The sequence below is a fragment of the Spirosoma rhododendri genome (genome assembly GCF_012849055.1).
GTDB lineage: Bacteria > Bacteroidota > Bacteroidia > Cytophagales > Spirosomataceae > Spirosoma > Spirosoma rhododendri.
Map to the genome: position 1 here is coordinate 1,140,176 of NZ_CP051677.1, position 12,192 is coordinate 1,152,367.

Consider the following 12,192-nt stretch of genomic DNA (forward strand, 5'->3'; position numbering starts at 1 on the left):
TATCCGCCGTCCAACGGAAACGGCACCGTAAAATCCCCTAGTTTTAACGTCTATCTCCAATTATCTGTACCGTCTAACACGGAATAGTGTTGCAACCGCCAAGTTGGTCCAACTGTTGCTTTACGACTTGTTATGTTCAAGAAATACCTGCTTTTAGGACTGTTGCTATCGTTGGGTCGGCTGGCGCAGGCGCAGGATCCGCAGTTTACGCAGTTTTACGCAGCTCCACTTTACCTGAATCCGGCTTTCGCCGGTTCGGCTTACGCGCCCCGGCTGACGGCCAACTATCGAAATCAATGGCCAGCCATCACCAACTACGTAACGACAATGGTTGGGTTCGATCATTATTTCGATCGTATCAACAGTGGCGTTGGGCTGCTCATCAGCAACGACAATCAGGGGCAGGGCCGCATTCAGGCTACGGAGATTGGCCTGCAATACGCATACCAGTTTCAGGTTAGTGAGTCGTCGACCGTACGGCTTGGGTTGCAGGGTTCGTATGTTAACCGCAACATCAATTATTTCGGCCTGACGTTCGGCGATCAGTTCAGTGATCGGGGCTTCATTTCCGGCAGCAGCACGATCGATCCGGTGGCGCAGGGCGGTTTCCCAAAAAACAAATACCTCGACTTCTCGACGGGGGCGCTGGTCTTCTCCGACTGGTATTGGGTGGGGGTTTCGGCGCACCATATCAACCGCCCCGATCAGGGCTTTTTTGTCAATGGCCGGAGCCGGCTGCCAATGAAAGGAAGTATTCAGGCGGGGCTGCGGATTCCACTCAACGGTGTTACTGGTCTGTCCGACGAGCTGGACCGCGAAATCAGTATTTCGCCGGTGATTCTCTACAAGTTTCAGGGCAAATACGATCAGTTGGATGTCGGGGCTTACCTGACGTATTCGCCCATTACCGTCGGTGCGTACTACCGGGGGATTCCGTTCAAAAAGTACGATCAGACGATCAACAACAACGACGCGGTGGCGCTGCTGGCTGGCTACCGGGTCGATAAGTTTTCGATTGGCTATAGCTACGACGCTACTATTTCGTCGCTGGGAGCCAGCGGTGGTTCGCACGAACTGTCGCTATCGTACATCTTCGAGAAGCCCGAACGCCGTACCGGTGTCCGTCGGCGCGACAAAAAACTCCCCTGTCCGAAGTTTTGATGCTCGGGTTTAACGTTTGAGGTTCAATGTTAAAGGTTGCCATCCGGCGTCAACGAACAGACACGGATAGCAACCTTAAACTTTAGACCAAAAACCTTAAACCCCTCTAACCACCAGTTGCACGGTATATCGGCTTTTCTGCTCCAGCAACAGCCGCTTTCCGACCAGCACCCGGTCGATGGTGCTTTGGTCGTAGTAGCGAATCGTGACCAGTTCGAGCCCGTCGTTGTAGCTGACCCGGAAATCCTGCCGGAGCATGTCGAGTAGCGGAGTTACACGGGTCGGGTCGTTGTCGACGACGACGGTAAAGCTGATTGCAGTGTTCTGCATCAGGTTGATTTTCACCCCCGCCTGCGCAAACCGCCCGAAGATCCGGCTCAGGTTATCTTCCGCGATAAACGAGAAGTCTGTCGGGTGCAGCGAAATCATTAACTGATTTATTTTGAAGATGAACGAGGGTGTGGTCAGGTGCTGCCCCGTGTCGCCGATCATCGTACCCGGCGCATCCGAGTCGATAAACGAACGGACATACAGCGGAATATTCTTGTTCTGAAGGGGCTTGATAGTTTTCGGGTGGATAACCGTTGCCCCGTAATAGGCTAATTCGATGGCGTCCTGATACGTAATACGTTGCAGCAGTACGGTATCGTCAAACCATTTGGGATCGGCGTTGAGAACCCCCGGCACATCCTTCCAGATTGTCACGCTATCGGCGTTCAGGCAGTAGGCAACGATAGCCGCTGAATAATCGGACCCTTCGCGGCCCAGCGTCGTCGTCCGCCCATCAGTCGACTGCCCGATGAATCCCTGAATGATCGACACCTGCTGTTTGTCGATGGCCTCGCACACCCGCTTTTTTGTCTCCGTCCAATCGACGCGCCCCTCCCGAAACGTAACATCGGTGCGGATGAGTTGTCGGGCATCCAGCCACTGCGTCGGAACACCCGCACTTTGCAGGTGAGCCGCGACAACCTGCGTCGACAGGACTTCACCCAGCGATACAATCTGATCGTATACTTCATCGCGGCTACCGGTTGCGGGCTGCTGCGTCATCGATTCCAATAGCGCAATCGTTTGGTGGACTGGCGCGAAGTCTCCCGTCAGATCGGCCATGATTCCCTCGTGGTACGCCCGAATCTGCGCGTTTTTCGCCTGAATCGACGGCTTATCGTCTGCCAGCCATGCCCAGACCAGTTCTTCCAGCGCGTTAGTTGTTTTGCCCATCGCCGACACGATCACCGCCGACTTTGGTCCCTGCTCTTTCACAACCCGAGCCAGATTCCGCACGCCCGCAGCATCTTTCACCGACGCTCCACCAAACTTGAAAACTTTCATAGGTCAGAAATTTTAAAGAGCGAAGGAGTGAATGAGTGAAAGAGCGAAAGCCATACGGCAAACGCGCTCTTTCACTCATTCACTCCTTCGCTCTTCGTTTTAGACCGCTATCGCGCGGCCAGTATAGAGCAGTTCACGGACGGCATCAGCTATACCCGGCGCGTCGAATCCGCACTCACGCTGAAGCTCGATCTGTTCGCCGTGTTCAACGATGGCATCCGGGATACCCAGCCGCTTCACGCGGGCCATGTAGCCGTGATTTGCCATAAACTCAAGCACTGCGCTACCAAACCCGCCCATCAGGCAACCGTCTTCCACGGTCAGAACGCGGTCGAACCGGCTAAAAATCTGGTGCAACAGAGCTTCGTCGAGTGGCTTCACATAACGCATGTCGTAGTGCGCCGGACGGATACCTTCTTTCGCCAGCATCGCCGTTGCTTCGACGGCGTAATTGCCAATGTGCCCGATCGTCAGAATTGCTACGTCTTCGCCGTCACTAATCAACCGGCCTTTGCCAATTTCCTGCGCTTCCAGCGGTGTTTTCCAGTTCGGCATCGTTCCCTCACCGCGTGGGTAGCGAATTGTGAACGCCTGCTTCCCCTGCTGCACCAGGTCCGACTGCGCGGTGTACATCATATTGCGCAGCTCCTGCTCGTTCATCGGCGCGGCTACGATCATATTAGGTACACAGCGCATAAACGCGATGTCATACGCACCGTGGTGGGTTGGTCCGTCGGCACCGGCGAAACCGGCCCGGTCGAGGCAGAAAACAACCGGCAACTCCTGAATGCAAACGTCATGAATGACCTGATCGTAGGCCCGCTGCATGAACGTCGAATAGATATTGCAGAACACAACTTCACCCTGCGAGGCCAGTCCCGCCGAGAACGTAACGGCGTGCTGCTCGGCAATACCTACGTCGAACGCCCGCTTCGGCATCGCTTTCATCATGATATTCATCGACGAACCCGACGGCATAGCTGGCGTTACGCCCACGATATTCGGGTTCTGCTCAGCCAGTTCGACCAGCGTATTGCCGAACACATCCTGATACTTGGGCGGCTGCGGGGTATCGTAAACTTTCTTCTGGATAACGCCCGTCACCTTGTCGAACAAACCGGGCGCGTGCCACTTGGTCTGGTCTTTTTCGGCCGGGCCGTATCCTTTGCCCTTCACTGTCAGCACATGCAGCAGCTTGGGGCCGGGAATCTTCTTCAGATCATCGAGTACGCTAACCAGATGGTCGATGTCGTGCCCGTCGATCGGGCCAAAATACCGCAGGTTAAGCGACTCAAACAGGTTACTTTGGTTCAACACCGACGTTTTGATGCTCGATTCAACCTTCGATACGATTTCCTGCGCGCTCTTGCCGAACTTGCTCATCTTGCCGAGCAGGTTCCACACCTCGTCTTTCACCTTGTTATAGGTCTGCGAGGTCGTGATGTCGGTCAGGTATTCGCGCAATGCGCCCACGTTGGGGTCGATGCTCATGCAGTTGTCGTTGAGCACGATCAGCAGGTTGCTGTCGGTAGCCCCCGCGTGGTTCATGCCCTCGAAAGCTTCCCCGGCGGTCAGGGCACCGTCGCCGATAACCGCAATATGGTGCCGCTCGTCGTTACCCTGCAACTGCGAGGCTACAGCCATCCCAAGAGCCGCCGAAATCGACGTCGACGAGTGGCCCACGCCGAACGCGTCGTAGATGCTTTCCTTCCGCTTGGGAAAGCCCGACAGCCCTTTATAGAATCGGTTGGTATGAAATTTCTCCCGCCGGGCAGTGAGAATCTTGTGGCCGTATGCCTGATGGCCCACGTCCCAGATCAGCTTATCGTCGGGCGTGTTGAATACATAATGCAAGGCGACTGTCAGCTCTACCACCCCCAGACTTGCCCCGAAATGCCCACCGAAGACGGAAACGTCGTCGATGATGAACTGACGGAGTTCATCGGCAAGCTGAGACAAACGGGATTTATCGAGTTTGCGAAGGTCGTCGGGTGTGTTGATGGTGGCCAACAAGGGGCCGGGGGTAATCAGCATGATACGTGCCTGATAAGTATCTGTGTGACAAGAACAACCTGTTGGTTTACAATGTTCACCATGCCGGACACACCGGGTCGTTCAGGTAACGAAAGTAGCACAAATGTCGGGAATTTATAAATAAACGAAGCCCTCACCCGTCTGGATTTGCGCAGACAACGTGAGGGCTTATCTTTTTTCGATATTGGCTAACTGTTGCGCTGACTGGCCCGAAACAGTTTCTGCTTTTCCTCGCGGGTCAGGCTCTCGTAGCCGGAGCGGGAAATTTTATCCAGAATTGTGTCGACTTCGTCCTGATCGGGTGTGTTAACAGATGTGCTGCTGCTCCCCGCTGCGTAACTGGTAGCCGTTGTACCTGCGCTGCTGCGCTGCCGATACGACACGCGCACGGGTGGTTTGGGCCGAACCAGATTGCTCCACGACTCCATTACCCAGTAGATGGGCCGACCAATATCGGTACCGTTTTGCAGCAGCTTCACGTAAGCAAAGCCAAGAAAAGCTCCGCCCAGGTGGGCCAAATGACCACCTGCATTAGCTCCCGCTGTCTGGGCAAACGACAAGATGATAAAGAAGAACACAATGTATTTGATCCGCACCGCACCCAGCAGTAGCAGATGAAAGGTGTAGTTTGGCAGCAGAGTTGCCGCACCAACGGCTACCGCATACGCAGCCCCCGACGCACCCAGCATCAGCGCCGTATCAGACTGGCTCTGGAAGTACGGTACCGTGTTGTAAATGGCCAGATAAAGCAACCCACCGGCAACACCGCCCATAAAATATAGGCCAACGAGCCGTCTATTGCCCAGGTACTCATCGATCAGCCGCCCAAACCAGTACAAAAACAGCATGTTGTACAGGATATGGAAAATATCGTCGTGGGCGAAAAAATACGTAAACAGCGTCCAGGGCTTATAAAGAAACGCCTGTATGTTGCCGGGGATCATGATCTGCTGCCGAATCAGGTAATACATACCCTGATTCTCAGCCATCATAAACCCGATTTTTGCCAGTAGCAATAGCAAAAAGACAACTGTATTGACCAGTATGATCTGCACCAACGTATTGTTGGGCTTACTGAATTCGCTCCGAAAGTCATCAAACAAGCCGCTCATTCCTAGTAAAACGTTTTCCGTTGTGAATTCCAGTATTTAACCAGTATATACGCAAATAGCATTCCGCCAATGTGGGCAAAGTGGGCCACGTTATCGCCCGCCTGTTGATATAAGCCCGAGTAGATCTCAAATGCCCCGTAGAAAATAACGAAGTATTTCGCTTTGATCGGTATAGGCGGAAACAACAAAAATAGCTCAGTGTTCGGAAACAGTAACCCAAATGCCATTAATACTCCAAATATCGCGCCTGACGCGCCAACCATCGGTTGATCAACCTGCTGCCCAAATAGTTTGTTGACTATTCTGAGGCTTCCCTGCACATAATCCGGGTTAGTCGGCTGCGCCTGATAGCTATCGATAAACTGCGCCATCTGGTCGTAATAGGCTCCCGCGTGCTCCGTGATGAACGCCGAAAAACCATCGGGTGTTGGCGCAGCCCGGTAGTCGCGAACGGCTTCGTACACGGCCGACATTTCGTAATAATTAACTCCCGAAAACAGCAGAGCCGCCCCCAGTCCGCAGAAAAAGTAAAAAAACGTAAAGCGTTTCGGCCCCCAGTATCGCTCCAGCATCGGCCCAAACACGATCAGCCCGATCATGTTGCTGAAAATATGACTAAACCCACCATGCAGAAACATGTGGGTCAGCAATTGGATTGGGTTAAACAGGTCGGATAGAAACGAGTGAAGTCCGTACAGTTCTAAAACGGATGGGCTGACAGCCGTGATCAAATAGGCGATCACGTTCAGGATTAGAAGAGCACGAACAACCGGGGTAATATTGAACATTACGTATTACAAGACAATTTACTTTTTTTAACTTATTTCAGAGCGAACAGTCCCGCAATTTTATCTAACGATAAAACAGTCATGACGGATTCACCACCGGGCGTATAACTGGGGTTTGTCGATGCAAACAGCTGATCGACTAGTGCCCGTCGTTCGGGAGCGCTCAGCCGGGTTGCGTGCCGCTGCGCCGACCGACGCGCGAGCGACCGCGCCATCGACTCCTGCCGGTCGAGTTTGAGCCGTCCGGTATCTTCCCGCAGCTGGGCCAGCAGGTTAGCAAACAGTTCTTCCTCCTTCTCATCTGTCGTTTGTGTCGGTACACCCCGGATGATAAACGTGTGATGGCCCAGTTCATCGAACTGAAAACCCAGACTCGTCAGTTCATCGCGCAGGTCGAGTGCCAGTTGAAAATCCACCGGCGACAGGGTGATCGTTTTTGGAAAGAGCAACTGCTGCGACGAACCGTTACGCCGGGTCAGCGACGCGTGAAACTGATCGTACAAGATCCGTTCGTAGGCACGGCGCTGATCGATCAGCATCATACCAGACTTAACGGGGGCCAATAAGTAACGGTTCTGTATCTGCACGATGGCTTCATCGTCCATCACATCAGGAATCGCGTCGTCGATCTTATTGGCCCGGCTAGCTATCCGAATCGGTTCGGCGGGGGGCTCAGGCGCGGAAACCGGCGCGGGTGCTGCTGGCGTCGGCGTACTAGTCGGTGCTGGCCCCAGCCAATCAGCAGCGGTCTGGTTTGCTGGCCCGGGGACGGATGCTTTGTCGGTTACTCCCTCAAACAAAGCCTGCCAGTTGTTGACCGACGGTTTGGGCGGTACGTCAGACTTGCGCGCTGGCATATCAAAGCTCCGCCCGGCGGCCTTATCGAGCGTATCGTTCCGTAGCGGTGTAGGCTTTTCAGCTTTCGGTTCCTGTCGCGGAGCCGGTGAGCTAGTCCCCGACATCCACGACGGCGTAATTGGTTTCGGTCCGGCGTCCGCACCCTCACCCGGCAGCGCTGCGGGTTTAGCCCCTCGCCCACCCGACAGGAAATTAACGTCGGAGTCGAAGTCGAGGGAGGGCGCGAGGTTATATACGCCGACCGCTTTCCGCACGGCCGCCATCATAATCGCATACACCGACCGCTCATCGTCAAACTTGATCTCGGTTTTGGTCGGGTGAATATTGATATCGATGTGCGACGGGTCGATATCGATAAACAGCACGTAGAACGGGTGGCTTCCTTCGGGCAGAGTGCCTTCGTAAGCGCCGATCACCGCGTGGTGCAGATAATTATGTTTGATATACCGGTTGTTGACGAAGAAAAACTGCTCATTCCGCGCCTTCTTCGCCGATTCAGGCTTACCGATGAAACCGCGCACCGTTACGTAGGGTGTTTGTTCTTCGCACTGATTTAACTGCTCCCGATAGCTCTTGCCGAACATATCGATGATCCGGCGGCTCAGCTTCCCGGCGGGCAGGTTGTAAATCTCCTGATCGTTATGAAATAGCGAGAACGCCACTTCGGGATTCGCCAACGCCACCCGCTGAAACTCGTCGATGACGTGGCGCATCTCCACCGAGTTCGATTTCAGGAAGTTGCGCCGGGCGGGCACGTTGAAGAACAGGTTCTTGATGAGCAGGTTCGTACCGGGCAGGCAGGAAATAGACTCCTGCGCCTTGATGTCGGAGCCTTCGATACGAATGAGTGTACCGAGTTCTTCTTCGGCCCGGCGCGTCCGCATCTCTACCTGCGCGACGGCGGCAATCGATGCGAGGGCTTCGCCCCGGAAACCCATCGTCTTGATCCGAAACAGGTCGTCGGACGAGCGAATTTTCGAGGTCGCATGCCGCTCGAAACTCATGCGAGCGTCGGTTTCGGTCATGCCCATACCGTCGTCGATGATCTGAATCAGGTTGCGACCGGCTTCCCGGATGATGACCTGAATCGACTTCGCTTTCGCATCGACCGAATTTTCAAGCAACTCCTTCACCACCGACGCCGGACGTTGCACTACCTCCCCGGCCGCAATCTGGTTGGCAATCGAATCAGGCAGGAGTTGGATAACGTTCAGCATGGCGTCGGGAAAACTGGTACGACCGGTAGAGGGGGCCGGATTATCGTACAACAAAATTACGCCAAAAAAGAAGCCCCCGCCCAGCGTTTTTTTGCGCTGGGTGGGGGCTAGTTGGTTAGTTTAAGGTTTGTGGTTTAATGTTCAAGGTTTTCCGCTTAGGCACCCTTAAACGTCAAACCACAAACCTTAAACCTACAGATGTATCGCTTCGCCGTAGGCGGCTTCGGTGGCGTCTTTGATCGCTTCCGACATGGTTGGGTGCGGGTGAACGGCTTTCAGGATTTCCTCGCCGGTCGTTTCGAGTTTGCGGGCGGCTACCACCTCGGCGATCATCTCCGTGACGTTGTTACCGATGAAGTGAGCACCCAGGAACTCGCCGTATTTGGCGTCGAAAATGACCTTTACGAAACCTTCCGGTGTACCGGCGGCTTTCGCCTTACCCGAGGCCGTAAACGGAAACTTACCGACTTTCAGCTCGTAGCCAGCTTCGCGGGCCGCTTTCTCAGTATAACCCACCGACGCGATTTCGGGCGTGCAGTACGTACAACCGGGAATGTTGTTGTAGTTCAGTGGCTCGACGTGCGGCAGTCCGGCGATTTTTTCCAGACAGATAATCGCTTCGGCCGATGCTACGTGCGCCAGTGCCTGCCCTTTCGTGCAGTCGCCAATGGCGTAATAGCCTTCCACGCTGGTGCGATAGAAATCGTCGGTTACGATTTTGCCCTTATCAACGCTGATGCCGACTTCTTCCAGACCGATATTTTCGATATTGGCCGTTACCCCAGCCGCCGACAGTACCATGTCGACGTCGAAGGTTTTCTCGCCATCGGGCGTTTTCACGAACACCTTACACCCTTTATCGGCCGTGTCGACTTTCGTCACTTCCGACTTGGTGTAGATCTCGATGCCCATCTTTTTGTATTGCTTTGCCAGCTCTTTCGAGATGTCTTCATCTTCGACCGGCACCACGTTGGGCAGGAATTCGATGATCGTCACCTTAGTACCCATGCTGGCGTAGACGTAGGCAAACTCAACGCCGATAGCCCCCGACCCGATCACGAGCAGCGAATCCGGCCGTTTTTCGAGCGTCATGGCCTTGCGGTATTCGATCACCTTTTCACCGTCGATGGGTACAGCTGGTAATTGCCGCGCCCGCCCACCGGTAGCGATGATGATATGCTTACCCTCGTAGGTTGTTGCCTTACCGTCTTTGTCTTTAACCTCGATCTTTTTGCCGGGCTTTACCGTACCGACACCGCTGATGATATCGATTTTGTTTTTCTTCATCAGAAACTGCACACCCTTGCTCATGCTGTCGGCAACACCCCGGCTCCGCTTGATAACGGCCCCGAAGTCGGCCTGCGCGTCGCCCTGTACGGTAATCCCGTAATCGGCCGAATGCTTGATATATTCAAAAACCTGCGCTGATTTCAGCAGGGCTTTGGTGGGGATACAGCCCCAGTTAAGGCAGATACCGCCGAGGCTTTCGCGCTCAACTACGGCCGTTTTTAACCCTAACTGCGAAGCCCGGATCGCGGCTACATAGCCTCCCGGTCCGCTACCCAAAACGATTACGTCGTACTGTGAAGCCATTGATTGGTTTTAGTTAGTCCTGGGGTGATTGTCAGCGGTACAAATAGGCCAACGCCCCTGTCTGGAGAACGCAAAGGTAGCCCGAAAAGTTGATTTGCCCGGCTTAAGCCAGATCGGCTACGTCGCGCACAAGCCGGATGCCTTCACCGGCAAAATCGGCGTCGAAACTGGCTACGGCCGGAATCTGATGCAGCTTGGCGGTCGCGATAATGAGTGCATCGTTGGGCAGCAGATTGTACTGCTGCATCAGGTCGAGGTAAAGCGACACGATGCGGTCATCGGACGGCAGAACCGTAAACTGGCTCAGAAAATCTGTTGGATTGTATTGCTGTAAAATACCTGGGATCAGTTGCGCTTCCTGTAAACTTCGTGGCGCTTTACTACCTCTACGGGCCAGCCAATAATAAGCGGCCTCGCTTAGTACGATTGAATTAATCATCAACTCAACCGTTCCAAGGGCAATTAAATGATCTAGTAACTCCGTTTTGTTCTGTTTGAAATATTCGACCAGAATAGAACTGTCCAGTACAATCTTACTGGTCATAGACATCATATTTAGTGACTTCGTAATCTGACTCTTTCAATGCTCCTTTGAACCGCTGTATGATCTCCAGCCGCGATGGTTTCGGCTCTTCTACTGGCTTGTCGTGCAGCGGGCGGATAATGACTTCTACCTCGGCTTTGTCGACACCCTCAGGCAGGTCGATGATGAGCTGCGGATTTTCGGTGCGCTCGATAGTTTTGAAATAGTGCTGTACCGCTTCCATAGTCCTGTTGTTTTCAGACAAATATACCCATTCCCCGGAAACGCACTCGCCCGCTGGCTTTGTTCTATCTTTGTGTATTCGTAAACACAGAGCGCACGAAGCATACGCGCAGAGATCCACGGAGTTATTTCTCCTTTTTCTCCGTGAACCCTCCGTTACTCCGTGTTTAAAACTCATTTTCAATCTAGTAAGACAAGTTCATGACAACTGACCAGTTGACCGACTTGAGAGCCAGAGTAGAGGCTTTGAGGGGGTATCTTTGACTACGATAATAAAAAGGCACAGCTAGCTGAACTCGAACAGCAGACGTTCCAGCCCGAATTCTGGACCGATGCCGCCCGCGCCGAAGGTGTGATGAAGCAGGTGCGGACGCTGAAAGGCTGGACGACCGGCTATGAAAAACTGAACAGTCAGTTTGGCGACCTCGAAACGCTGTTCGAATTCTACGAAGCGGGCGACGTTACCGAAGAAGAGGTCGACGTAGAAGGTCGGAAACTGGCCGAAACGCTGGACGACCTCGAACTCAAGAAAATGCTCGGCAACGAGGAAGATCAGCTCAGCGCAGTGCTCGAAATCAACGCCGGAGCGGGCGGAACGGAGAGTCAGGACTGGGCCGATATGCTCTACCGGATGTATATGCGCTGGGCCGAAAAACACGGCTACAGTCTCAAACAGGTCGACTATCAGGAAGGCGATACAGCGGGCATCAAGTCGGCGACGATTGAAGTTGACGGGGCGCTGGCGTATGGCTTTTTGAAATCGGAAAACGGCGTTCACCGTCTGGTTCGCATCTCGCCGTTCGACTCCAACGCCCGGCGGCACACGTCGTTTGCATCGGTGTTCGCTTACCCGCTGGTCGACGATACGATCAACATCGAGGTCAATCCGGCAGACATTCGCTGGGATACGTTTCGATCGGGCGGAGCCGGTGGTCAGAACGTCAACAAGGTCGAGACGGCTGTCCGGCTCCATCACCAGCCATCGGGCCTGGTCATCGAGTGCCAGCAGGAGCGCAGTCAGCTACAGAACAAGGAAGTAGCGATGCGGCTGTTGAAGTCGAAACTCTACGAAATCGAAGTACAGAAGCGCAACGCGGCACGCGCCGAAGTGGAAGCGGGCAAACAAAAAAACGAGTGGGGTTCGCAGATTCGCTCCTACGTGCTGGACGACCGGCGTGTGAAAGACCACCGTACGGGCCACCAAACCTCAAACACCGACGCTGTTCTCGACGGCGACCTCGACCCGTTCATCAAAGCGTTTTTGCTGGAACAGGAAGGGTAACTGTTACCGATTTTCTGTCATTCCGACGGTAGGAGGAATCTTCGTT

At 54.0% G+C, this 12,192-nt stretch carries 10 protein-coding genes; 2 read left to right on the forward strand and 8 right to left on the reverse strand.

What is annotated here, in order from left to right; translation table 11 throughout:
* Positions 1 to 132 precede the first annotated feature (132 nt).
* Positions 133 to 1,161: a PorP/SprF family type IX secretion system membrane protein gene (locus tag HH216_RS04490; protein WP_169549705.1), complete on the forward strand. Its 1,029-nt coding sequence runs from the start codon at positions 133 to 135 to the stop codon at positions 1,159 to 1,161.
* A 96-nt stretch (positions 1,162 to 1,257) separates the two neighbouring features.
* Here HH216_RS04490 and HH216_RS04495 read toward each other — a convergent pair whose 3' ends face one another.
* From HH216_RS04495 to HH216_RS04530, 8 genes are all read right to left on the reverse strand, one after another.
* The gene (locus HH216_RS04495) at positions 1,258 to 2,496 is read right to left on the reverse strand and encodes an aspartate kinase (protein WP_169549706.1); all 1,239 of its coding nucleotides are present in this window, start codon (positions 2,494 to 2,496) and stop codon (positions 1,258 to 1,260) included.
* Positions 2,497 to 2,595: 99 nt separating this feature from the next.
* Positions 2,596 to 4,530, reverse strand: a complete 1,935-nt coding sequence (gene dxs / locus HH216_RS04500; RefSeq protein ID WP_169549707.1) for a 1-deoxy-D-xylulose-5-phosphate synthase — start codon at positions 4,528 to 4,530, stop codon at positions 2,596 to 2,598.
* Between the two features lie 188 nt (positions 4,531 to 4,718).
* Positions 4,719 to 5,642 carry a rhomboid family intramembrane serine protease gene (locus tag HH216_RS04505; RefSeq protein WP_169549708.1) on the reverse strand — a complete coding sequence of 308 codons (924 nt, stop codon included), beginning with the start codon at positions 5,640 to 5,642 and terminating at the stop codon, positions 4,719 to 4,721.
* 2 nt (positions 5,643 to 5,644) lie between these two features.
* Positions 5,645 to 6,430 carry a rhomboid family intramembrane serine protease gene (locus HH216_RS04510; protein ID WP_169549709.1) on the reverse strand — a complete coding sequence of 262 codons (786 nt, stop codon included), beginning with the start codon at positions 6,428 to 6,430 and terminating at the stop codon, positions 5,645 to 5,647.
* A gap of 32 nt (positions 6,431 to 6,462) precedes the next feature.
* A complete protein-coding gene (gene mutL, locus HH216_RS04515; RefSeq protein WP_169549710.1) occupies positions 6,463 to 8,505 on the reverse strand; it encodes a DNA mismatch repair endonuclease MutL in 2,043 nt (680 codons plus the stop codon).
* A gap of 192 nt (positions 8,506 to 8,697) precedes the next feature.
* Positions 8,698 to 10,098 (reverse strand): dihydrolipoyl dehydrogenase, encoded by a 1,401-nt coding sequence (gene lpdA, locus HH216_RS04520; protein WP_169549711.1) that lies wholly within the window; start codon positions 10,096 to 10,098, stop codon positions 8,698 to 8,700.
* 103 nt (positions 10,099 to 10,201) lie between these two features.
* Positions 10,202 to 10,642: a PIN domain-containing protein gene (locus tag HH216_RS04525; protein ID WP_169549712.1), complete on the reverse strand. Its 441-nt coding sequence runs from the start codon at positions 10,640 to 10,642 to the stop codon at positions 10,202 to 10,204.
* A complete protein-coding gene (locus HH216_RS04530) occupies positions 10,632 to 10,865 on the reverse strand; it encodes a hypothetical protein (RefSeq protein ID WP_169549713.1) in 234 nt (77 codons plus the stop codon). Before HH216_RS04530 ends, HH216_RS04525 begins: the two co-directional genes overlap by 11 nt.
* Before the next feature lie 200 nt (positions 10,866 to 11,065).
* On the opposite strand from HH216_RS04530, the gene prfB reads away from it, so the two are divergent.
* Positions 11,066 to 12,146, forward strand: a protein-coding gene (prfB, locus tag HH216_RS04535; protein WP_169549714.1) for a peptide chain release factor 2 whose coding sequence is annotated in 2 segments (ribosomal slippage) — positions 11,066 to 11,125 and positions 11,127 to 12,146 — 1,080 coding nt in all. Because the reading frame shifts where the segments join, the coding sequence is not laid out codon by codon here.
* The last annotated feature ends 46 nt before the right edge of the window (positions 12,147 to 12,192 follow it).

Excerpts from the sequence above, each read along its gene's own strand:
- HH216_RS04490 (WP_169549705.1), top strand. The coding sequence starts at position 133 with ATGTTCAAGAAATACCTGCTTTTAGGACTGTTGCTATCGTTGGGTCGG.
- HH216_RS04495 (WP_169549706.1), bottom strand. The coding sequence starts at position 2,496 with ATGAAAGTTTTCAAGTTTGGTGGAGCGTCGGTGAAAGATGCTGCGGGC.
- dxs (WP_169549707.1), bottom strand. The coding sequence starts at position 4,530 with ATGCTGATTACCCCCGGCCCCTTGTTGGCCACCATCAACACACCCGAC.
- HH216_RS04505 (WP_169549708.1), bottom strand. The coding sequence starts at position 5,642 with ATGAGCGGCTTGTTTGATGACTTTCGGAGCGAATTCAGTAAGCCCAAC.
- HH216_RS04510 (WP_169549709.1), bottom strand. The coding sequence starts at position 6,430 with ATGTTCAATATTACCCCGGTTGTTCGTGCTCTTCTAATCCTGAACGTG.
- mutL (WP_169549710.1), bottom strand. The coding sequence starts at position 8,505 with ATGCTGAACGTTATCCAACTCCTGCCTGATTCGATTGCCAACCAGATT.
- lpdA (WP_169549711.1), bottom strand. The coding sequence starts at position 10,098 with ATGGCTTCACAGTACGACGTAATCGTTTTGGGTAGCGGACCGGGAGGC.
- HH216_RS04525 (WP_169549712.1), bottom strand. The coding sequence starts at position 10,642 with ATGACCAGTAAGATTGTACTGGACAGTTCTATTCTGGTCGAATATTTC.
- HH216_RS04530 (WP_169549713.1), bottom strand. The coding sequence starts at position 10,865 with ATGGAAGCGGTACAGCACTATTTCAAAACTATCGAGCGCACCGAAAAT.